At 62.0% G+C, this 20000-nt stretch carries 21 protein-coding genes and 1 riboswitch; of the genes, 12 read left to right on the top strand and 9 right to left on the bottom strand.

Translation table 11 applies throughout. From position 1 onward, the window contains the following. Positions 1 to 168: 168 nt before the first annotated feature. Genes UB23_RS26295 through UB23_RS26285 form a run of 3 tightly spaced genes read right to left on the bottom strand, consistent with a single transcriptional unit; the run spans position 169 to position 2977 of the window. A complete protein-coding gene (locus UB23_RS26295) occupies positions 169 to 954 on the bottom strand; it encodes an ABC transporter ATP-binding protein (protein WP_045062218.1) in 786 nt (261 codons plus the stop codon). Next, the gene (locus UB23_RS26290; protein WP_045062216.1) at positions 951 to 1967 is read right to left on the bottom strand and encodes a FecCD family ABC transporter permease; all 1017 of its coding nucleotides are present in this window, start codon (positions 1965 to 1967) and stop codon (positions 951 to 953) included. The genes UB23_RS26295 and UB23_RS26290 overlap by 4 nt, the downstream gene beginning before the upstream one ends. Next, complete coding sequence (locus UB23_RS26285) at positions 1964 to 2977, bottom strand: ABC transporter substrate-binding protein (protein ID WP_045062213.1); 1014 nt, start codon at positions 2975 to 2977, stop codon at positions 1964 to 1966. Before UB23_RS26285 ends, UB23_RS26290 begins: the two co-directional genes overlap by 4 nt. Before the next feature lie 144 nt (positions 2978 to 3121). Next, positions 3122 to 3316, bottom strand: a riboswitch (cobalamin riboswitch). 177 nt (positions 3317 to 3493) lie between these two features. Between UB23_RS26285 and UB23_RS26280 the strand changes: the two genes are divergently transcribed. Then, positions 3494 to 3895: a VOC family protein gene (locus UB23_RS26280; RefSeq protein WP_045062210.1), complete on the top strand. Its 402-nt coding sequence runs from the start codon at positions 3494 to 3496 to the stop codon at positions 3893 to 3895. Between the two features lie 30 nt (positions 3896 to 3925). Here the strand turns inward: UB23_RS26280 and UB23_RS26275 are convergent, their stop codons facing one another. From UB23_RS26275 to UB23_RS26265, 3 genes are all read right to left on the bottom strand, one after another. Further along, positions 3926 to 4903: a GlxA family transcriptional regulator gene (locus tag UB23_RS26275; protein WP_045062209.1), complete on the bottom strand. Its 978-nt coding sequence runs from the start codon at positions 4901 to 4903 to the stop codon at positions 3926 to 3928. Between the two features lie 107 nt (positions 4904 to 5010). Next, on the bottom strand, positions 5011 to 6399 hold the full coding sequence (gene gabP / locus UB23_RS26270) for a GABA permease (RefSeq protein WP_045062207.1): 1389 nt from the start codon (positions 6397 to 6399) through the stop codon (positions 5011 to 5013). Positions 6400 to 6490: 91 nt separating this feature from the next. Continuing rightward, positions 6491 to 7264: a creatininase gene (locus UB23_RS26265; RefSeq protein WP_045062201.1), complete on the bottom strand. Its 774-nt coding sequence runs from the start codon at positions 7262 to 7264 to the stop codon at positions 6491 to 6493. 288 nt (positions 7265 to 7552) lie between these two features. On the opposite strand from UB23_RS26265, the gene UB23_RS26260 reads away from it, so the two are divergent. The 7 genes from UB23_RS26260 to UB23_RS26230 all read left to right on the top strand — a co-directional run bounded on the left by UB23_RS26260 (position 7553) and on the right by UB23_RS26230 (position 13789). Then, a complete protein-coding gene (locus tag UB23_RS26260) occupies positions 7553 to 8680 on the top strand; it encodes an extracellular solute-binding protein (protein ID WP_045062198.1) in 1128 nt (375 codons plus the stop codon). 23 nt (positions 8681 to 8703) lie between these two features. Beyond that, complete coding sequence (locus UB23_RS26255) at positions 8704 to 9624, top strand: ABC transporter permease (protein WP_045062196.1); 921 nt, start codon at positions 8704 to 8706, stop codon at positions 9622 to 9624. Continuing rightward, entirely contained in the window at positions 9621 to 10409 is a 789-nt protein-coding gene (locus tag UB23_RS26250) for an ABC transporter permease (RefSeq protein WP_045062195.1), read from the top strand. The genes UB23_RS26255 and UB23_RS26250 overlap by 4 nt, the downstream gene beginning before the upstream one ends. Positions 10410 to 10454: 45 nt before the next feature. Further along, positions 10455 to 11546, top strand: a complete 1092-nt coding sequence (locus UB23_RS26245) for an ABC transporter ATP-binding protein (protein WP_045062194.1) — start codon at positions 10455 to 10457, stop codon at positions 11544 to 11546. A 325-nt stretch (positions 11547 to 11871) separates the two neighbouring features. Then, on the top strand, positions 11872 to 12510 hold the full coding sequence (locus UB23_RS26240) for a hypothetical protein (protein WP_045062193.1): 639 nt from the start codon (positions 11872 to 11874) through the stop codon (positions 12508 to 12510). Then, positions 12510 to 12941 carry a phage holin family protein gene (locus tag UB23_RS26235; RefSeq protein WP_045062190.1) on the top strand — a complete coding sequence of 144 codons (432 nt, stop codon included), beginning with the start codon at positions 12510 to 12512 and terminating at the stop codon, positions 12939 to 12941. Before UB23_RS26240 ends, UB23_RS26235 begins: the two co-directional genes overlap by 1 nt. Next, complete coding sequence (locus UB23_RS26230; RefSeq protein WP_045062188.1) at positions 12938 to 13789, top strand: DUF3618 domain-containing protein; 852 nt, start codon at positions 12938 to 12940, stop codon at positions 13787 to 13789. Before UB23_RS26235 ends, UB23_RS26230 begins: the two co-directional genes overlap by 4 nt. A gap of 63 nt (positions 13790 to 13852) precedes the next feature. On the opposite strand, the gene UB23_RS26225 is transcribed toward UB23_RS26230, so the two are convergent. From UB23_RS26225 to UB23_RS26215, 3 genes are all read right to left on the bottom strand, one after another. Continuing rightward, complete coding sequence (locus tag UB23_RS26225) at positions 13853 to 14095, bottom strand: hypothetical protein (protein WP_045062185.1); 243 nt, start codon at positions 14093 to 14095, stop codon at positions 13853 to 13855. A gap of 92 nt (positions 14096 to 14187) precedes the next feature. Further along, positions 14188 to 14445, bottom strand: coding sequence for a DUF6555 family protein (locus tag UB23_RS26220; protein WP_045062182.1), 258 nt, complete (start codon positions 14443 to 14445; stop codon positions 14188 to 14190). Between the two features lie 140 nt (positions 14446 to 14585). After that, the gene (locus UB23_RS26215) at positions 14586 to 15026 is read right to left on the bottom strand and encodes a hypothetical protein (RefSeq protein ID WP_045062180.1); all 441 of its coding nucleotides are present in this window, start codon (positions 15024 to 15026) and stop codon (positions 14586 to 14588) included. A 169-nt stretch (positions 15027 to 15195) separates the two neighbouring features. Between UB23_RS26215 and UB23_RS26210 the strand changes: the two genes are divergently transcribed. From UB23_RS26210 to UB23_RS26195, 4 genes are all read left to right on the top strand, one after another. After that, positions 15196 to 16209 carry a GlxA family transcriptional regulator gene (locus UB23_RS26210; protein WP_045062178.1) on the top strand — a complete coding sequence of 338 codons (1014 nt, stop codon included), beginning with the start codon at positions 15196 to 15198 and terminating at the stop codon, positions 16207 to 16209. Positions 16210 to 16292: 83 nt separating this feature from the next. After that, positions 16293 to 17846, top strand: a complete 1554-nt coding sequence (locus tag UB23_RS26205; protein WP_045062176.1) for an efflux transporter outer membrane subunit — start codon at positions 16293 to 16295, stop codon at positions 17844 to 17846. Further along, positions 17843 to 18982, top strand: a complete 1140-nt coding sequence (locus UB23_RS26200) for an HlyD family secretion protein (RefSeq protein WP_045062175.1) — start codon at positions 17843 to 17845, stop codon at positions 18980 to 18982. The genes UB23_RS26205 and UB23_RS26200 overlap by 4 nt, the downstream gene beginning before the upstream one ends. Continuing rightward, the coding region (locus UB23_RS26195) for a DUF2955 domain-containing protein (RefSeq protein ID WP_045062174.1) at positions 18972 to 20000 on the top strand (1029 nt) is incomplete at its 3' end. The genes UB23_RS26200 and UB23_RS26195, both read left to right, overlap by 11 nt.

Genomic DNA, 20000 nt, shown 5'->3' with positions numbered 1-20000 from the left:
AGCTTGAACTCATACAGATGGCGGGTCGCGATGGCGATGTCGCCTACAACCTGCAGCGCACCCCGGATGCCGTTGCGGCCTGTGCGCCAGGTACCGATATCGTGATTTTCCCCGAGTCGCAGATCACCGGGTTTCTCGATCGCGCCAATATTGCCGCACTGGCGCGATTCACAGACCCGGCGCACCGCGAAAACGCAGGATCTGCGCCCCGTCAAACGGATCGACCAGGTAATGCGCCTGCACGCCGAACGTGTCTTGCAGGCGCTTGGGCGTGAGCACTTCCACGGGGGCGCCCAGCGCCACCAGCCGACCGCGTTCGAGCACGGCCAGGCGGTCACAGGTGAGTGCCTGGTTGAGATCGTGCAGGGCGATCACCGTGGTGACGGGCAGGGCATGCACCACCTGCAAAATCGACAGCTGATGCTGGATGTCCAGGTGATTGGTGGGCTCATCCAGCAGCAGGATTTGCGGCCGCTGGGCCAGGGCGCGAGCGATATGCACGCGTTGGCGCTCCCCGCCGGAGAGGCTGCGCCAGGTGCGGTTTTTCAAGTGCGCGGCATCGACGTCAACCAACGCCTGCTCGACAATGTGTGCGTCTTCCCGGGACCACGGGCGCAACGCTGACAGCCAGGGGGTTCGCCCCAGGGCAACGGCGTCGAGCACACGGATGGCATCATCGGTGGTCGCCTGCTGTTCAACCACCGCCAGGATTTGCGCAATCGTTCGCCGTGGCAGCTTGCCCAGGCGTGTGCCGCCCAGGAACACTTCGCCCCGGGACGGCTCGCGTACCCCGGCGAGCAACTTGAGCAAGGTCGATTTACCAGAGCCATTGGGCCCGACGATGCCCAGCGTTTCCCCGCGTTGAATGTGCAGATCGATGTCGTGCAACAACTGCACATCGCGGACATCGAACCCCAGCCCGGCGCAGCTCAATACCAACGCTTCGCCGCTCATCGGGCATTCCTCCGCCCGACCAGGATCAACGCAAACACCGGTGCGCCCACCAGAGCGGTGATGACCCCGACCGGAATCACCTGGCCCTTGATCAACGTCCTCGACAACACATCTGCCGCGATCAGGAACAGCGCACCACCCAGCGCGCTGGCAGGCAGCAAGCGGGCGTGACGGGTGCCCAGCAACAGGCGCACGGCATGGGGAATGACCAGCCCGACAAAACCGATGGAGCCGACGATCGACACCATTACCGCCGTCACCAGCGCCGCGCTGCCCACCAATATGAACTGCACCCGGCGCACCGGGATACCAAGGGAGGCTGCGGAATCGACCCCGAACGTGAACGCGTCGAGCGCCCGCCGGTGCCACAGGCACACCGCCAGGCCGAGCAGGGCCACGGGCACCGATAACCACACCGACGGCCAGCGCACGCCACTGAGATTGCCCAGCAGCCAGAACAGGATGCCGCGAGCCTGTTCGGCACTGGCGGACTTGGTGATCAGGAACGCCGTCAGCGCGTTGAACAGTTGCGAGCCGGCAATGCCGGCCAGGATGATCTGCCCGGTGCCGCTGGACGATCCGCTGACCCGCGCCAGCAAAATCACCAGCACGAAGGCTGCGACAGCCCCGGCGAAAGCGCCGACGGATAACGAAATGGCCCCCGCGCCCAGCCCCAGCAACGCCACCAGAACCGCCCCTGTGGAAGCCCCGGCGGAGATACCCAGCAGGTAGGGATCGGCGAGTGGATTGCGCAGCAGTGATTGCAGGATCACCCCACAGGTGGCCAGGCCTGCACCGCAAGCCGCGGCCACCAGTGCCCGGGTCAGGCGGTAGTTCCAGACGATGCCTTCGTCGATCGGGTCGAGCACATTACCGGCTGCCCACAATTTGTTGGCCAATACCTGGAACACCACGCCCGGCTCGATCGGCGTTTCACCAATGGCCACGCCGGCGATCACCGCCAGCAGCAGTGTGACGAAGGCCAGCAGCGTGCGAATCAGCGTCCCGGTCATTTCGGCAAGTCGTAGCCGTTGATGGCGGTGGCCAGTGTTTCCAGGCCATCGAACATCCGCAGGCTGGCCTGCATCGCCATGGCGTCGAGGATGATGATGCGATTGTTCTTCACCGCGTCCATGTTGCGCGTGACCGGGTCACTGCGCAGGAAAGCCAGTTTCTTTTCGTGGTCGTCAGCCGGGAAGCGGCGCCGATCCATACGGGCAATCACCAGGAATGTCGGGTTGGCCTTGGCAATGGTTTCCCAGCCCACCGTTGGCCATTCTTCGTCGGACTGCACCACGTTGCGCACGCCCAGGGTGTTGAGCATGAAATCGGGAATGCCCTTGTGGCCGGCGACATAGGGATCGATATCCAGGCTGGCGCTGGAGAACCAGAACAGCGCGCTGGTGTGCTTGAGGTCCTTGTTTTGCACCATGGCAATGGACTTCGCCAGGCTGGCCTTGAGCTCGGCGTTCAACTTCTCGCCACGCGCCTGCACATCGAAGATTGCCGCCAGCTGGCTGACGCTCTTGTACAGGCTGTCGATGCGAAACGCTTCGAGCCGCGTGCCGTCGGCGCCCACCAGGTTGTCCTTGGCTTCGCAGTCGGAAGGCATCAGGTAGGTGGGAATCTGCAACTCATGGAATTGTTCGCGGGTGCCGACTGCGCCTTGCGGGCCGACCATCCACTCCAGTTCCACTGCCACCAGCTGTGGCCGCTTGCCAATCACCGCCTCGAAGCTCGGCTCGTTGTCAGCCAGGCGCGGCACCTTGTCGTTCTCGGTCTTGTAGCGGCCCAGCACGTCGTTGAACCACAGCGAGGTGCCCACCAGCCGGTTGCTCAATCCCATGGCATAGAGCATTTCCGTGCCGGCCTGGCCGATGGTTACTGCTCGGCTCGGCGCCTGCTGGAACGTCAGCGTGCTGCCGCAGTTCTCCACGGTCAGGGGGTATTGCGTCGGTGCCGCCTGGGCGAGGGCGCAAAGACCCAGGCCCGTGCAGAGGGTGGCGAAGCGGGGCAGCAGCATGGGGCGATCTCCAGTTGAACCGTAAACGGAGCAGGGCAATACGGACTGGAAACACATCATCGAACGCTGCCGCAAATGCAGTGCACTGCTGGTCACCAAGATGACCCGCGCGCCAAGGATGTCCTTCCCGGACACCCCGCCGGTTAGTGATTTGCTTGGCCGGCAGGTCTCCTGACTGGTGCGTCATCACCTGGCTCCGGCCTTCCCGGGAGCGATCCCAGTGGCAGTCGTGGAGCAGGCTCAGCACCTACAGTTGCGGGGGCAGTTCCGTTTGATGCTGCGCGAGCATCACGGATTCCCTATTAATCCCATGTGGAAACCGGCGGCGGCATGGTAGTCGATCCGGCTGCCCTTGGGGAACCCGCGTGCCCAATTCCCGCAGGCGCTGCGCAGGCGCTGCGTAGGAGCTGTCGAGTGCAACGAGGCTGCGATCTCTTGATCTTGCCTTTGCGCTAATCTCAGCAATCCAGCAATCCAGAATCCAGCAACAGCCCACTCCACCCCAGGAGCCCAGCCATGTTCAGCCACATTATCCTAGGCGCCCGCGATCTCGCCGCCATGACCACCTTCTACGACACGATCCTCCAACCCCTGGGCCTGGAGCGCATGCCAGACGAAAACGATGGCGGTCCACCGGGCTCGGGCTGGCAGTATCCGGGCAAGAGCTGGCCACAGTTCTTCATCCAGTTGCCCTACAACGGGTTACCGGCGAACTGGGGTAATGGCACCCAGGTCAGCTTTGCCTGCCGCTCGCGCGAGCAGGTGCAGGCCGCCTGGTCAGCGGCCATCGCCACAGGCGCGACGGATGAGGGCGCCCCCGGGATACGCGCGCATTACTCACCGGATTATTTCGGCGCCTATTGCAGGGATCCGGAGGGCAACAAATTGTGCTTTGTGCATGCGGATGGGTTGGAGTGAGAAGGCGTCAGTGCAGCCAACACAAGACGTCTAGTGCACCGCCACCTGCCGGCGCTCCCCCATCGGCGACAGACCAAAATAGCGGCTGTAGCACTTGGAGAAATGTGCCGGTGAAACGAAGCCGCACGCCAGGGCGACATCGCGGACCTGCGCCTCGCTACGCAGCAGCAACTGCCGGGCCCGGGACAGGCGCAGTTCCAGGTAGTACTGACTGGGTGTGCGCTTGAGGTGTTTGTGAAACAGTCGCTCCAGTTGCCGCACCGACACCTCGTTCAAGCGCGCCAGTTCTTCCAGCCCCAACGGCTCCTCGATGTTGGCTTCCATGATCGCCACAATCTGGCTGAGCTTGGGCTGGGAGGTGCCGAGCTTCTGCCGCAGCGGCACGCGCTGGCGTTCCTGGGCGCCTCGGGCGCGATCACACAACAGCAGTTCCGCGGCATGGGCGGCGATGTCCCGCCCGCCAGGTTCGCGAGCGATTAACTGCAACGTCATGTCCATGGCCGCCACTCCGCCGGAGCAGGTGTAGCGGTCGCGATCGAGTTCGAACAACTGGTTGGAAATGACGATGCCGGGAAAGCGCTCGCTCAGCGCCTCGTAGTCCTCCCAGTGGATCGTGCAGCGGTAACCCTTGAGCAGGTCAGCCCGGGCGAGCAAGTGGCTGCCGGTGCAGATGCCGCCCAAGGGCACCTGCAGATGCGCCAGTTTGCGCAGCCAGCCGAGCAACGGTCGGCTGCTGTGATTGGACACGATCGGGTTGGAGCCCACCACAAACAACATGTCGAGTTTCGGTGCGTCTTCGATCGAGTAATCGGGCAGGATGCGCATGCCGTTGCTGGCGGTGACCGGCTCCAGGCTGGCGGCGATGATCAGGGTGCGGTACATCGGCTGGCGGGCGGCCATGTTGGCCATGCGCAAGGTTTCCACGGCGGAGGCGAAGCCGATGGTGGTGAAGTTCTGGATGACCAGAAAACCCACGGTTTTCACTGGCCGTTGTTCGTAGGCAGACATGGACCATCCTCTTGTTCTGCGCTTGTACAAATAAAAAACCGGCCAGTTTCGTGGTGCGAAAGCGGCCGGAAAGAGGTGAGCGGGGGGCAGCTTGACGCTGTTTGACCTCAGGCGTTGCGGGTTTCAGCAGGTGCTGGCGCAGGACGTTTCCTGGAGTTGAAAATCGCGCCCATGCACACGATGGACAGGGTCAGCGCACCGGTCGCCAGCACTTCCATGCGGTGCTGCGGCAGAATCAGCATGACGGTCAGGATGCTCAGAATGCACAAAATCACCAGGTAGCTGAGCCACGGGTAGAACCACATCTTGAAGACGATCGGGTGTCCCGAGGCGTTCATCTTGCGGCGCAATATCAGCTGCGACACGGCAATCGCCAGGTACACCAGCAAGGCCACGGCTCCGGAACTGGCCAGCAGGAAAGCGAACACCTCGTTGGGGGCAAAGTAATTCAGTGCCGTGGTCAGGAAGCCCACTGCGGTGCTGGCCAGCACGGCGATGTAGGGTACGCCGGAGCCTGAGGTTTTTTGCAGGATGCGCGGGCCGTCGCCCCGTTTGCTCAGGGAGTAGACCATGCGCGAGGCGGTATAGATGGCGGAGTTCAGGCAGCTGGCGACGGCAATCAGGACCACGATGTCGACGATCATCTTCGCGTGGGGAATGTTCATCAGCTCCAGCGCCCGTTGATACGAGCCCACTGTCACCAGCATCGGGTCATTCCAGGGAACGATGGAGATGATCAGGAACACCGAGACGATGTAGAAAATCCCCATTCGCCACACGACCGAGTTGGTCGCACGGGTGATCTGCTTCGACGGGTTCTGCGATTCGGCTGCGGCAATGGTAACAATCTCGGTGCCCATGAAACTGAACACCGTGGTGAGCATCGCGCCGATGACGGCGGTCCAGCCATTGGGCATAAAGCCGCCGAACTCCTTGCTGAGCTGGGCCACGCCACTGACGGTGGTCTCGGGCAGCCCACCCACCAGCGCCAGCGCACCTAGGGCGATGAACCCCAGCACGGCGATGACTTTAAGCATGGCGAACCAGAATTCGAACTCGCCGTAGCGCGCCACGCTGAACAGGTTGGTCAGGGTCAGCAGCCCGGTGACCGCTATGGCGAACTCCCAAGTCTGGATGGACGGGAACCAGGCGTGGAGGATGGCGGCGGCAGCGATGGCTTCGATGGGAATCACCAGCACCCAGAACCACCAATAGAGCCAGCCGATGGTGAAACCGGCACTACGGCCCATGGCGCGTTCGGCGTAGGTGGAAAACGACCCGGTGTCGGGCGAGGCCACAGCCATTTCGCCGAGCATGCGCATGACCAGCACCACCAGGGTGCCGGAAAATATATACGCCAGAATCGCCGCAGGTCCGGCCGACGCGATGGCGTGGCCCGAGCCGATGAACAGGCCGGCGCCAATGGCTCCGGCGATGGACAACATTGTGACGTGACGCTGCTTGAGGCCTGGCGCCAGAGTTGAGGAACTGGACATGAGACTTACCCTTTTTTTGTTGTATTTGAGAGGGTGAAGCGTTAACCGCAGTGTTACCAGGTCGGGCACGTCCGTGCGCTGTTCAAGTCATTCAAGCAAAGGCTTCGCGTACCGCAGCGCTGATACCGGACACACAGACGTCGAGGATCAACTCGCCTTTCTCGCGGCTGGAACCTTTGGGCGAAGACAGCGTGCCGCATGCGGGCGTGCGCTCAGGGATGATCGGGAAGACGTCGTAGGGCGGGAAGGTGGCGGGGGGATGATCCACCGCCCGGTCGAGATCGACCTTGTCCGGGTGCAGGGCCAGCATCAGCGAAGTTTCGAAGACGCCGCCGTGCTCGATATCCCAGCCGAGGAATCCCTCGGGATACAGCTTGGCGATGACGGCCGGATCGTTGACGAAATCCCAGTAGGACAGCACCACCACCTTGAAGTCGGTGATGCCGCCATAGCGCAGTTCGCGCAGCGCCAGGTCGATGCCCTCGACGATGAACATCGAGTTTTCAAAATGTCCATTCATCAGCACGAGCTTGCGCGCTCCGTGGCGTGCCAGCTCGCGAATGATGTCCTGCACGGTGTGGGTGAGGGTGGCGCCATCGAGGCTGGTGGTGCCAGGAAAGTGATTGCCACCGCCGGATTTCTGCTGGGACTTGTAGCCGTACGCCAGTGCGGGCAACACCAGGCCACTGACGTTATGCGCCACCGCCTTGCAGATCGCGGTGGGCAGCAGGACATCGACCTCCATGCACATGTGGTGTCCGTGCTGCTCCAGAGCGCCCACCGGCAGGAAGATCGGGCATCCGGTCGCGACTTTTGCCGCGTATTCCGGCCAGGTGAGTTCTCCAATGACGACGCTGTTGTTCATCTGTACACCCATCTAAGTAATTGACCCACAGGTCATTTTCAGGCCGTGGCGGGTAGAACGATTCGATCAGATTGGCAGGTGGCCGATTTGTCCAAATCCGACCCGTAGTTGGCAATACGGCCTCATGCAGCTCCTTGCGCCGGCCACAGGTCGGGTCTGATCAATTGCAGGTCGGGCGTGCACAAAAAACACTGATGGCGATCTGCTGCAATGCTGCCAGCCAGCCAAGGATGCGTGGGGTTGGCCGCGACAGGAATGAGGCACTTCCAACACCTGGGGAAAAATGTCATGAACAAGCGCATCGACCTTTCACGCCGTACCTTCCTCAAGACTTCCGGCATCCTCGCAGGCACCGCGGCGCTGTGCGGCTTGCTACCGGCGAGAAGCTTCGCCGCTGCGGAAAAAGAACTGGTCATCCTGGCCTGGGCCGGTCACGCTGAGCCGGACATCGTTGCCGATTTCGAGCGCCAGTACGGGGTCAAGGTCCGGGCCAAGTACTACACCGGCGGCGACAACATGCTGGGGCTGATCTCGCAATCGCCGCCCGGCACCTTTGACCTGATCCTGTCCGATGCTGAATACGTGCAACAACTCAACGCTGCCGAATACATCGAGCAACTCGACCCGGCGGATTACCCCTTTGATGATTTCTACCCCGAGTTCCAGCATTTCCCAGGGCACTGGCAGGGCGACAAGCTTTATTCTGTGCTGATCCGCTTCGGATTCCTGGGCATTGCCTACAACACTCAACTGGTTCCCGAAGCCAAGGTGCAAAGCTACGACCTGTTCTGGGACGAAAGCCTCAAGGGCAAGGTCGGGCACTTCGACTGGCACCTGCCCAACCTGGGCCAGATCAGCCTGCTCAACGGCAACGCGCGGCCTTACGACATCGACGCTGCGCATTGGCAAAGCGTGCAGCAGAAACTCATGAGCCTGCGCCCGCAGATCGGCGGCTTCTTCGATTATGGCGGGACCTTTTCCTCGCTGAAAAACGGCCAGGTGCATGCCATGTGCGGCATTGGCGACTGGATCACCGGGGTCCTGCAGCGCGCAGGCGCTCCGGTAAAAACCGTGTTGCCCAAGGAGGGCGGGCTGCAATGGACGGAGTCCTACTGCATCGCCCGAAAAGCCCACAGCCCGGACCTGGCGAAGAAGTTCATCCAGTACATCACCTCACCCCAGGGCCAGGTCAAGTCGGCAAAAATGGCCGCGTACCCCGCGCTTATTCCCAGCAAAAAAGGCTGGGAGTTGCTCAACCAGACCGATCTCGCCGAAGCCACGCGCCAGGGCATGGTGCTGGGACAGCGCAACGTCATGGATGACATCCGCGACGGCCGGATCAAATATCGCGAGCTGCCGGTCCAGCAGAGCCTGGAAGACTGGAACGACTTCTGGTCGCAATACAAGGGTGCCTGACAAGACGCGTGGAGTAGGTGGCAATGATTTCAGACAAGTTGAAGACTTCACCGCCGGTACTGTCCGACAGCAGCCCCGCCATACGCCAGCGCACCACCAGGAAGGCCGTGCACGTGCCGTGGTTCGGGCTGTGTTTTTCGCTGCCGATCCTGATCTGGCAATTGGTTTTTTTCGTGTTTCCGCTGGCCTTCCTGGTGGCGATCAGTTTCTGGGTGGTGCGCAACTTTCGGATGGTACCGACCTTCGAGTGGCTGAACTGGAGCTACATGTTCAGTCGCGGGTTCTTCTGGGACGCTTATGTGCACACCCTGGCCATGGCGGCGGGCGCCACTGTACTGGTCAGCCTGGTGGCGTTTCCGTGTGCCTACACCATTGCCTTCAAGTTTCGCGATTCTGCCCGGCAGCTACTGGTACTGCTGCTGATCACGCCGTTTTTCACCAGCTATCTGGTGCGCACGTATTCGTGGCAGGTGTTCCTGAGCGACAACGGCATTCTCAACGCGGCGCTGGGGCTGCTCGGCATCGGCTCGGTGGCCATGTTGAACACCACCGTCGGCACCTATGTCGGCTACTTCACCCTGTGCCTGCCCCTGGTGGTGCTGCTGCAATTGTTCAGCCTGATGTACATCGATCGTTCGTTGATCGAGGCCGCGCACAACCTCGGCAGCGGGCGTTGGCGCACCGTGCTGCTGGTGGTCATACCTTCGGCGCGGATTGGCATCGTCGTGGCGGCGCTGTTCTGTTTCATCCTGACCTTCGGTGATTTTGTCAGCCCGCTGTACCTGGGCGGCGGTCAACCACCGACCCTCAGTACCCTGATCACCGACACCACCAAGTCCGGTCAGCAATGGCCCCGTGCAGCGGTGATTGCGACGGTCATGATCATCACGCTGCTGATCACGGCCTTTGCTGCGGTTCGCTTCGCTTATCGGAGACGCCCATGAACGAGCATCGCCTGATCAACTTCCTGCTGCGCAGTTTTGTCGTGTTGGTGTTCATGTTCATCTTCACGCCCATCGCCGGCAGCTTTGTGTTCTCGTTCAATATCGACCGCTTTCCGTCATTGCCCCTGGGCGGTTTCAGCCTGCACTGGTACGAGGTCATCGCTGCGGATCCGGCAGTCTGGCAGGCGTTCAGGAACAGTCTGCTGGTGGGCGTGGTGGTGTCACTGGTTTCGACTCTATTGGGTTTCACTGCGGCCTATACCGACTTTCGTTACCAGTTTTTCGGCAAGTCGATCTACATGGCGCTCGCGACGCTGCCGCCGACCATTCCGGTGGTGATCATGGGCCTGGCGATGCTGGCGTTCCTTTCCCGGGTAGGTCTGTCAGGGTCGATCTACGCAGTGATGATCAGCCATATCGTGATGTGCACGCCGTTCGCCATGGCAGTCATCCGCATGCGTCTGGCGCAGATGGATCCCCATATCGAGGCGGCGGCGTGGAACCTGGGAGCCAACCAGTGGAAGGCCATGCGCTTCGTGATCCTGCCATTTACTGCGCCGAGCATCTTCGCCGCGTTGTTCGTGACCATGGCAGTGTCCTTCGACGAGTTCGCGGTGGCCTGGTTCGTCTCGGGCCTGAACGAGACCGTTCCGGTGCGCATCCTCAATACCTTGCAAGGCCAGGTGAGCCCGACCATCAACGCCATCGGCACGATTGTCTTCATTACCACCATGAGCCTGGTGATCTTCGCGCAGTTGCTGTTGATGCGTCGGCGCAACGCCTGATCGCGACCAGCGCCCCTACACCCCTCCAACCCGAAGGACTACGCCATGACTCAACCGCTGGTGGTATTTGACAACGTGGTCAAGCATTTCGGCAGCTACCAGGCTGTCGAGCGGCTCAACCTGGAGATCTACAAAGGCGAATTCGTCGCCATCATGGGTTCCAGTGGGTGCGGCAAGACCACGACACTGCGCATGCTCGCCGGGCTCGACAAACCGAGCGAGGGCGAAATCCGCCTGAACGGCGAGCGCATCAATGACCTGTATTCCTGGCAGCGGGAGACGCCACTGGTGTGGCAGAACCTGACGTTGTTCCCATTTTTGAATGTACTGGAAAACGTCGAGTTCGGCCTGCGCATGCGCGGCATGGCCAAGGCGCAGCGGCGCAAAAAGGCGTTGCACTGGCTTGAGCGTCTGGACCTCGGGGAGTTCGCCACTCGGGACATCAGCCTGCTGTCCGGGGGCCAGCGCCAGCGTGTGGCGCTGGCCCGTTCACTGGTCACGGAACCGCCAATCCTGCTGCTCGACGAGCCATTGAGTGCCCTCGATGCGCACCTGAGTGTGCGCATGCAGGGGGTGCTCACCGGTCTGCAAAAGGACCTGGGTATTACCTTTGTCTACGTCACCCACAGTCAGTCCGAGGCCTTTGCGATGGCGGATCGCGTGGTGATCATGAGCCGTGGCCGGGTGGAGCAGATTGGCACGCCCCAGGCGGTATTTGTTGAACCGCACAATCGCTTCGTGGCCGAGTTCGTCGGCGGCAAGAACATCTTCCCCGGCACGGTGGCAGGGTTCGACGACAGCGGTCTGGTGCGGCTGGAATCAGCGCAGGGTAGTTTCGTCGCAAGACTGCCGGAGGGAAAATCGGTGAGTGCGGGGGAGGCGGTCACGGTCTGTGTCAGCGCCGAGCATATCGAACTGACCACCCGGCCGGTGCGGCAAAATCGGCTGGCGTGCACTGTCGTCGGGGAGGAGTTCATTGGCTCGATGGTTAACGTGTATCTCGAAGCCTGCGGCGGCCTGGAGCTGAAGGTGCAAAAGACCCATGCCGACTACAACCACCTGGGCGTGCATTGCGGGCAGAGCCTGTTCGCCGAGTGGGAGGGGGGGCATGCGCTGATTTTGCGCGATGGCAGCTGACCCCGACTGGCGCCCTCTGCAGAAGCAAAGCTTGCTCGCTATCACCTTGGGCCAGTCGAAATCCAAGCTGGCTGGCCGACTGTCAGCGCGCATTGGAGTACCCGGTCCTGACTGTGCAACAGTCAGGCGCAGACCGCAGTCAGTGTCCTGAATTCTTTTTATTTACGTGGCTTTCAGACCACTTGTTGGGTCACCCGTCGGCGCGTTTGTCGCTCATCATTCTGTTGGAACTCCTGTTAATGCAGCTCCGTCATCTGAACTGAGGGCGGCTGCGAAACTGTCGTGGCGCACCCGAAAACGCATTTTTCGAAAGGCGAGGGACGTCATGAATATTCCAGACAGCAGGACTGAAGGCCAGAACGATCATCAGGGCTCCGCAAGACCGGAGGCCGATTTTCAACATTTGAAGGAAGGCGTCACCGAGGCGCTCGGTGACGCGAGGCAACAAGCGGATGCGCAGTTCGGGCAGTACCGCGATACGGCTGCCGACCAGATCGAGGCATTGGCCAAAGGGGCAAAGTCCTTTGTCTCGGAGATCGAAGACAAGGACAGTCTCGGCATGTCCGACTACCTGGCCGACATGGCGGAATCCATGACCGGCCTGGCCGGTAATCTACGCGGCAAAAGCGCCGAGCAGTTGCTGCACGATGCGGCCGACCTGGCGCGCAACAATCCTGCCCTGTTCCTGGCAGGCAGCGTCGCGCTGGGCTTTGGCCTGTCGCGATTCCTCAAGGCTGGTACTGCTGCGGCCTATACCGCCAGCGCGCAACAGCCGTCAGAGAACAGCAGCTCTGCGCCTGCGCCCGGCGGCTTTGGTGCGCAGCGCCCGTACGAAACATCGGTCGCTGCGCACACCGGGCTGGACACCGGCATCACCCCGTCCGCGCCGGGCGAGCAGGACCATCCCACCGACTTTGCGACCCCGAAAACTCCAGGTTCGAATGACTTCAAGGGAGCACTGTGATGAACAGAGAAAACCCAGATCTGCCGGGCGCACGCCCCGTACCCGTGGTTGAAACCGACGCTTCAGTCGTCGGCCTGTTGCGCCAATTGTCACGTGAGGTGCCGGCCCTGTTCACCAAGGAACTGGCCCTGGTCAAGGCCGAGCTGCAGGCCAGTCTCACTACGCTCAAGGCCGGCATTGCCGGGGTGGCCGGCGGGGCAATTGTGCTGCTGGCGGGCTTCATAATCCTGTTGATGTCGGTGGTCTACGGCCTGTCGATGGTGATGGCGCCCTGGCTCGCGGCACTGATAGTGGGCGTGGTGGTGATGATCGTCGGATTCGCCATGCTGCAGTCGGGTAAAAAACAATTCGAGCCATCCCACTTCAAGCCTGATCGCACCCTGGATGCCTTGAACAAGGACCAGGAAGCCCTGCGGAGGAAAGTCTCATGAAAAGCGAATTCGAACTGGAATCGGAAAAAAGCCCGGAAGCGATCGAGCGTGAAATCGATGCACAGCGCGCCAGCATTGGCAACATCGTCGATGCGCTGGAAAGCAAGTTCACCCCAGGCCAGATGTTTGACCAGGCGTGGGGCGTGATGCAAGGCAACGGCACCGCGTTCCTCTCCAACCTGGGTACCAGCGTGCGCAACAATCCGGTGCCCGCCGTGCTGACCTCCGTGGGGTTGCTGTGGCTGATGATGAGCCAGAATCGCCCCCCAAGCCCGAATGTCGGTTATCGCAGTGGCCCAGAGCACAGCAGGGTCGGCGAGTGGGCCGATGGCGTGTCGGACGGCATTGACAGCGCGCGGGACCGCTTGCACCACACCGCAGATTCCATGAAGGAAGGCTACCAGTCCGTCAAGGGCAAGGCCTCGCACCTGGGCGACAGCCTGGGGGCCGCCACTGACAACGTCAGTCACGCCATGCACGACGCCAGCGATCGGCTGGCACGCGGTACGCAGGCAATGGGGGATCAGTTCACACGTCTACTCAGGGAACAGCCGTTGATGGTCGCTGCGGCGGGCATCGCGATAGGCGCGTTACTGGGCGCAGCAATCCCCTCGACGGCCACCGAGCAACGTTACCTGGGCAAAACCAGCGCGGGACTGACGGACAAGGTCAAGCAGCAGGCGCGTGAAGGATTTGAAGCGGTGCGCGATACCGTCACCAAGACCACTGATCATGCCGATGCGCCAACGACCGCCCAGACGGATGTGAATAGCAGCGTCCCGAACGGGCAACAACGCACTGCCTCCAGCGCTCCAGCGGACTTGTCCGGGGGGGTGGGTACTTCCTGACAGCAGGTGTGAAAAAAGGGAGGCCTGCATCAGGCCTCCCTCGATTTCGTGTAACACCTGTGGTCAGTTTCCATCGGCCACTTTGCGCTCTATCTCGTCGACCTTTTTCTGCAGCTCTTGGGTGTCCTGCTCCTTGGTGCGGGTGGAAGAGGGCGTGATGACTTCGTCCACTGCGCGGGTATCGACTTCCGTGTCCGCCAGATCCCTCTGCACCACATTCACCGGCTTGTCGGACGAGTCCCTGGGCGGTGCGTTGGATGTCATGGGTGATTCGCCATCATTGCTGCGTTCATCATTGTCGTTCATGTCGCATACCTCCATCGGCTTTCACATTGGATGCAACGGTGCAGGTCGAGTTCGGGATTTTTCATACCCGCTGACCGCCGGCCCCCGGTTAATCAGGACGGCGTCGCCTCGGTCCAGTCGAGCTTGGCCGACTCGCGCCAGCGCACTTCGACGACGCCGTATTTTTCCGCCTGGGGCCTGGATACCACCTTGAGCGGCGGCCTTCCGGGTTTAGGGATGGGCGCTATGCCGGCATCACAGCTTGCCCAATGCCAGGCATCGCGATTGCTCATCACTTTTGCACGGATGATGAACGACCTCGGCTCCCCGTGGAGCAGGTATTCAATGATGTAGAGACCGGTGCTGTTCATGAGGACCCTCCTTATGCTCATAGACAAAGGAGTGGTGGTGTCAGAAAAAATTCAAAGCAATTTCCCGGCGGCGTTAAGCGCTTATTTTCAGGAAAAAAAATGCACTTTATGAGGTTCTGGAGACTCCCTTTTCAAGCCGCTCAGCTGCAGATCAGCCTGACTGCCTTGGCGGCACGTTCCAGCTCCTGTTTGACGTCCACCGGTATTCGCTGCTTGCGCAAGGTTTGCTCCAGGAAGGCCTGGTTGCCCCGACTGTCGACTTCGGCATCAATGGCGGCGTCCTCGGCACCGATCGCCGTGGCGTGGGATTCCATCACCGAGTCAATCTCGACATTGCTCTTGGCGGCATCCAGGGCGCCGACGAGTTTCGCCACGTCCTCTTCTTCGGCCCTGGCATAGGCATCCACCGTCAAACCTGCCGCCAACGCCCGAGCCCGCACTTCGACTCCTTTTAACGCCTCCCTGGCTTCCCCGCAGCGTAATTCCTGAGTGTGGTTTTGCACATCGTGCCACTGCAGCAGTGAGTACGTCAGCGTGCCGACCATTGCCAGGGTGATACCGCTTATCAGGATCGGCTTCATGGGTGGATTCTCGAGCGGATGCAAAAGGGCGCGCTATTTCTTTCAGGCATTCACAGCGTAGCACCGGGCAGCGAGGATCAGTGGCTTCAATATCTTTCCAGGTGCCGCCATTGCGCTTTCTCCATGCGGCCCATAACGTATTGGTTTTCGTCGCAAAGCAGGTCGACCATTGATCGAAAGACGCCAGTTCAGTGAAGGGTTAAAGGGCAAGAACCTTCGTTACCTGAATGACAACGCCAGCGCGACACCTCAAGTGGTGCGCTGCGGTTTCCTGCTGCTTGAGCATTTTTCGCTGCCGGCCTTCACGCAGGTGCTGGATACGCTCGTGACCGCCAATCTGCTGCGTCCAGGGGTGTTCACCACGCGCACCTTCGGCTTGAGCGACGGCGAAGTAGTCAGCGATCTGGGGCTGGTCATTCGCCCGGACGCGCGTCTCGACGGTTCAGCGATCAAGGGGCTGGACCTGCTGGTGGTGTGTGGTGGTTATCGAACCGAACTCAAGGCCAATGAAGCGTTTATTACTCAGCTCAAGGCCGCAGCGGAGCAGGGCGTGATGCTCGCCGGCTTGTGGAACGGCGCCTGGTTCCTCGGCAAGGCGGGCCTGCTCGAGGGCTATCGCTGCGCCATTCATCCGGAACACCGCCCGGCGCTCGCGGAGATCTCCCGGGCGACCCAGGTCAGTAGTGAACCCTACGTCATTGATCGCGACCGCCTCACGGCGTCCAGTCCTTCGGGCGCCTTTCACATGGCCCTGGACTGGATAAAAAGTCTTTACGATAAAGCCCTGGTCGAGGGTGTCGAGGACATCCTGGCCTTCGAGGAATCGCGTTACCGGCGAATCAAGCCGGCGGAGAACATCTGCGTCAGCGCGCCGTTGCGCGAGGTGGTCAAACTCATGGACACCAATCTTGAAGAGCCGCTGGAACTGGAGCAACTGGCGGTCTACGCCGGTCGTTCGCGGCGACAACTCGAACGCCTGTTCAAGGAGCAGCTGGGCACCACGCCGCAACGCTATTACCTGGAGCTGCGCATTACCGAGGCGCGCCGGCTGCTGCAGCACACCGAGTTGTCTCAGGTCGAAGTCCTGGTGGCCTGCGGGTTCGTCTCGCCAAGCCATTTCAGCAAGTGCTACAGCGCCTACTTCGGCTACCGGCCGTCCAAGGAAAAGCGCCTTGTGAAGTAGCGTTGAAGCGCGCCCCGGAGGAACTCCGTTGGTCTCGGCGTTCTGTGGCTATGCTTGACTGACCGTCGCATCGGAAGACATCCATGCCCTCAAGCGCAGCCCCGTTCAGACGCCCGCGCCAGTTGCTGATCCTTGGCGTGCTCGGCCTTTGCGGCTGCGTGCGTCTGGGACCGGATTTCCAGGCGCCGGGCGAAGCATGGAGCCGGCAATGGAGCAGCCAGGCCCTGGAACAGGCCAGCCAGCGCGAACAGAGCCCGGACCTGCGTGAGTGGTGGCAGGTGTTTAACGACCCGTTGCTGGATCGCCTGATTGCCGCTGCGGACGCGGGTAACGCAGACCTGAAAATCGCCGGGCTGCGGGTCATGGAAGCCCGGGCGCGGCTGGGGATTGCCGAAAGCGGGCGTTACCCGCAGCTGCAGCAAGCCAGTGCCGACAGCCTGTACCTCAACCGCCGGCAATCCGGCGGCAGCAATTCGCAGGACAGCCACTTCTGGCAGCACAGCGTGGGTTTCGATGTGGGTTGGGAGCTGGATTTCTGGGGCCGCTTCAGCCGCGCCATTGAGTCGGCCGATGCCAGCTATTTCGCCGCGCGTGCCAACCATGAAGACGTGCTGGTGCTGCTGCACGCGCAAGTGGCGGATACCTATTTTGCCTTACGCACCACCGAGGCGCGGTTGCGGGTGGCAAAGCAGAATGCCCGGCAGCAACAGCGTAATTTCGAGATTACCGAGAAGCTGTTCAACAGCGGGCAGAATGCCGAGCTGGATCTGCAGCAGGCCCGGACTCAATACCTGGGCACCCTGAGCACCATCCCCAGTCTTGAGGACCAGCTGCAACGCACCCGCAATGCCCTGGCCGTACTGATCGGCCAGCCACCCGGCGGCGTGCCGCAGTTGGCGACGAGTGACGGGCTGATTCCGCTGGTGGATCGGGCGGTGCTGCAGGATGTGCCCGCCAGCCTGCTGCTGCGTCGCCCCGACGTGCGAGCTGCCGAGCTCAATGTCGCTGCGCAGTCGGCGCTGATCGGCGTGGCCGAAAGCGATTTTTATCCCTCGTTGACCTTGCTTGGCAGCATCGTCTGGTCCGCTGATTCACTGGATGGCACCCCGCGCAGCCTGGACCTGATAGGGGGGCCGAGCCTGCGCTGGAATCTGTTCGATCATGGCCAGATCAGCAACAACGTGCGAGTGCAGGATGCGCGGTTGCAGCAGTTGATCGAAGTCTATCGCGACAAGGTTCGCCAGGCGGCACGGGAAGCCGATGATGCCGCTGGCGGCTTGATCAAATCCCTTGAGCGCGAGCGTATCCTGGGCGAGGCCGAAGTGGCCGCCAAGCGCTCGCTGGTGCTGGCCAGCGCGCAGTACCGCGAAGGTTATTCGGACTTCCAGCGAGTGCTGGATGCGCAGCGGGCGCTGCTGGAGCAACAGGACAACTACCTGGTGGCCCGCAGCAATGCCGTGAGCAATGTCATTGCCCTGTACAAAGCCTTGGGTGGCGGCTGGTCCAGCGCCCAGCCAATGGTCGATCCCGCCACTCGCAGGCAGATGCAAGAGCGCACCGACTGGGGCGATCTGCTGGACGAGCCTGGAGTTGCCCAGCCTGCCTTTCCCCAGCCCGACGAGGTCAAAACACCATGAGCGACACTGTCCCGCCCTCGGCTGAAACACCGCCGGCGCCAGCACCTGCACCCGCTCCAGACCCGAGCCGCAAGGGCCTGAAGTGGGTGTTGCTGTTGATTGTCCTGAGCCTGGCCTGGTACCTGCTGGCGGATCGCTTCACGCCGTATACGCAGCAGGCGCGGGTAGGGGCCTTTGTGATTCCGGTGGCGGCGGAAGTGGCAGGGCGGGTGATTCGGGTCAACGTGCGGAACAATCAGGATGTGAAGGCCGGCGAGGTGCTGTTCGAGGTCGATCCCCAGCCGTATCAGATTGCCGTGGATCGGGCGCGGGCCGATCTTGAGTCGACCCGGCGCCAGATCGGCGCCGGCACTGCCGGGATTGCTGCCGCGCAGGCCAACCTGAGGGCGGCCCAGGCCAACGAACTCAAGGCGCGCCAGGACAATCAGCGCCTTGAAGGCTTGTATCGGGACGATCCGGGGACCATCTCGGTGCGCCTGCTGGAAGTCTCCCGGGCCAATCGCGAACAGGCCGTGAGCCAGGTCGCTGCGGCCCGCGCCGAAGTCCAGCGGGCACGGGAACAGGAGGGCGGCAGCGATGAGGACAACGCGACCCTGCGCAGTGCCGCCACGGCGTTATCGAAAGCCGAACTGGATCTGGCCAATACCCGGGTGCGCGCGCGATCCTCCGGGTTGATCACGGACCTGCGCACCGATGCCGGCCAGTTTGCTGCTGCCGGAGGTCCGGTGATGACCCTGATTGCGATCCACGATGTATGGGTCAGTGCCGACATGACCGAGAATAATCTGGGTCTGGTCCAAATCGATACGCCGGTGGCGATCGTGCTGGATGCGCTGCCGGGGGAGGTGTTCGAGGGGCGCGTGCGTAGCGTGGGTTACGGGGTCAGCGTCGGTCAGGCGCCCGCGCCCGGAACCCTGCCCAGTGTGCAGAACAGCCGCGACTGGTTGCGCCCGGCGCAGCGCTTCCCGGTGATTATCGAGTTCTCCTCCGAAGCCAAGCAGCACTTGCGCGACAGTCGCGGGATCCGCGCCGGCGGGCAGGCTGAAGTCATGGCCTTTCCCCGCGAGGGCAATCCACTGAACCCACTCGGCCGCCTGTTCTTGGGTTTCATGAGCTGGCTGTCGTATGTCTACTGAAACCACGATCAGCGCCCGGCGCGCGTTGCGCCTGGCGACGGGCACGGCGCTGTGCCTGGCGGCGAGTTTCGGCCTGGGCTTGCCGATTCCTTTCGTGGCGCCGGTGCTGGCGGTGTTGTTGCTGGCGACGCTGAATCAGCCCCTGCCATTCAAGGCAGCACTGGTCCTGGCGCTGGCGGCGCTGCTGACGACCGGCAGCGGTCTGTTGTTGATTCCGGTCCTGCGGTACTACCCGCTCAGTGGCGTGCTGTTGATTGGCCTCTGTCTGTTCCTGGTATTCCGCTTCGGCCTGCGCGGTGGCAACGCGCTTATCGTCACGTTCCTGGTCATCGGCCTGACCATGATTTCGTCAGCCGGGGTTGCCGATTTCGGCCTGGCGGCGACGGTCATCGAGGCGCTGGTCAAGGGCCTGCTGCTCGCGGTGCTGGCCGTGGCAGGCAGTCACTGGCTGTTTGCCGAACCGGCGGATGCTCCGCGATCGCCCAGTCCCCCAGGCTTCCCGCCTGCAGAGGCCGCACGGGTGGCGCTGCGAGCCACCCTGATCGTCCTGCCGACCTTCCTGCTGGCACTGATCGACCCGGCCAGTTACCTGCCGATCATTCTCAAGGCGGTCAGCCTGGGTCAGCAAAGCTCGACCAGCCACACTCACAGCGCCGGTCGGGAGCTGGTCGGCTCGACCCTGCTGGGCGGTTTGCTGGCGATCCTGTTGTGGTGTGCACTGAGCCTGTTTGTGCACCTGTGGATGTTTTTCCTGTGGATGCTGCTGTTCGGCCTGGTGCTGGCGCGCAAGCTTTACCGGCTCAGCCCAACGGGTTTAAGCCCGGGGTTCTGGCTCAACAGCCTGATCACGATGATCATTCTGTTGGGCCAGTCGGTGCAGGACAGCGCAGCGGGCAAGGACGTCTACACCGCCTTTGCCATACGCATGGGGTTGTTTATCGCCGTGACGCTGTACGCATGCCTGATGGTCAATCTGCTCGAGCAACGCCGAGCACTCCCCGCCGCCCCAACCTCGCTC

It is taken from the genome of Pseudomonas sp. ES3-33 (genome assembly GCF_000952175.1).
GTDB lineage: Bacteria > Pseudomonadota > Gammaproteobacteria > Pseudomonadales > Pseudomonadaceae > Aquipseudomonas > Aquipseudomonas gregormendelii.
This window is presented reverse-complemented; position numbering and strand designations above follow the sequence as displayed.

What these genes read in the sequence shown, in the direction of transcription:
- UB23_RS26295 (WP_045062218.1), bottom strand. Translation starts at nt 954, where the DNA reads ATGAGCGGCGAAGCGTTGGTATTGAGCTGCGCCGGGCTGGGGTTCGAT.
- UB23_RS26290 (WP_045062216.1), bottom strand. Translation starts at nt 1,967, where the DNA reads ATGACCGGGACGCTGATTCGCACGCTGCTGGCCTTCGTCACACTGCTG.
- UB23_RS26285 (WP_045062213.1), bottom strand. Translation starts at nt 2,977, where the DNA reads ATGCTGCTGCCCCGCTTCGCCACCCTCTGCACGGGCCTGGGTCTTTGC.
- UB23_RS26280 (WP_045062210.1), top strand. Translation starts at nt 3,494, where the DNA reads ATGTTCAGCCACATTATCCTAGGCGCCCGCGATCTCGCCGCCATGACC.
- UB23_RS26275 (WP_045062209.1), bottom strand. Translation starts at nt 4,903, where the DNA reads ATGTCTGCCTACGAACAACGGCCAGTGAAAACCGTGGGTTTTCTGGTC.
- gabP (WP_045062207.1), bottom strand. Translation starts at nt 6,399, where the DNA reads ATGTCCAGTTCCTCAACTCTGGCGCCAGGCCTCAAGCAGCGTCACGTC.
- UB23_RS26265 (WP_045062201.1), bottom strand. Translation starts at nt 7,264, where the DNA reads ATGAACAACAGCGTCGTCATTGGAGAACTCACCTGGCCGGAATACGCG.
- UB23_RS26260 (WP_045062198.1), top strand. Translation starts at nt 7,553, where the DNA reads ATGAACAAGCGCATCGACCTTTCACGCCGTACCTTCCTCAAGACTTCC.
- UB23_RS26255 (WP_045062196.1), top strand. Translation starts at nt 8,704, where the DNA reads ATGATTTCAGACAAGTTGAAGACTTCACCGCCGGTACTGTCCGACAGC.
- UB23_RS26250 (WP_045062195.1), top strand. Translation starts at nt 9,621, where the DNA reads ATGAACGAGCATCGCCTGATCAACTTCCTGCTGCGCAGTTTTGTCGTG.
- UB23_RS26245 (WP_045062194.1), top strand. Translation starts at nt 10,455, where the DNA reads ATGACTCAACCGCTGGTGGTATTTGACAACGTGGTCAAGCATTTCGGC.
- UB23_RS26240 (WP_045062193.1), top strand. Translation starts at nt 11,872, where the DNA reads ATGAATATTCCAGACAGCAGGACTGAAGGCCAGAACGATCATCAGGGC.
- UB23_RS26235 (WP_045062190.1), top strand. Translation starts at nt 12,510, where the DNA reads ATGAACAGAGAAAACCCAGATCTGCCGGGCGCACGCCCCGTACCCGTG.
- UB23_RS26230 (WP_045062188.1), top strand. Translation starts at nt 12,938, where the DNA reads ATGAAAAGCGAATTCGAACTGGAATCGGAAAAAAGCCCGGAAGCGATC.
- UB23_RS26225 (WP_045062185.1), bottom strand. Translation starts at nt 14,095, where the DNA reads ATGAACGACAATGATGAACGCAGCAATGATGGCGAATCACCCATGACA.
- UB23_RS26220 (WP_045062182.1), bottom strand. Translation starts at nt 14,445, where the DNA reads ATGAACAGCACCGGTCTCTACATCATTGAATACCTGCTCCACGGGGAG.
- UB23_RS26215 (WP_045062180.1), bottom strand. Translation starts at nt 15,026, where the DNA reads ATGAAGCCGATCCTGATAAGCGGTATCACCCTGGCAATGGTCGGCACG.
- UB23_RS26205 (WP_045062176.1), top strand. Translation starts at nt 16,293, where the DNA reads ATGCCCTCAAGCGCAGCCCCGTTCAGACGCCCGCGCCAGTTGCTGATC.
- UB23_RS26200 (WP_045062175.1), top strand. Translation starts at nt 17,843, where the DNA reads ATGAGCGACACTGTCCCGCCCTCGGCTGAAACACCGCCGGCGCCAGCA.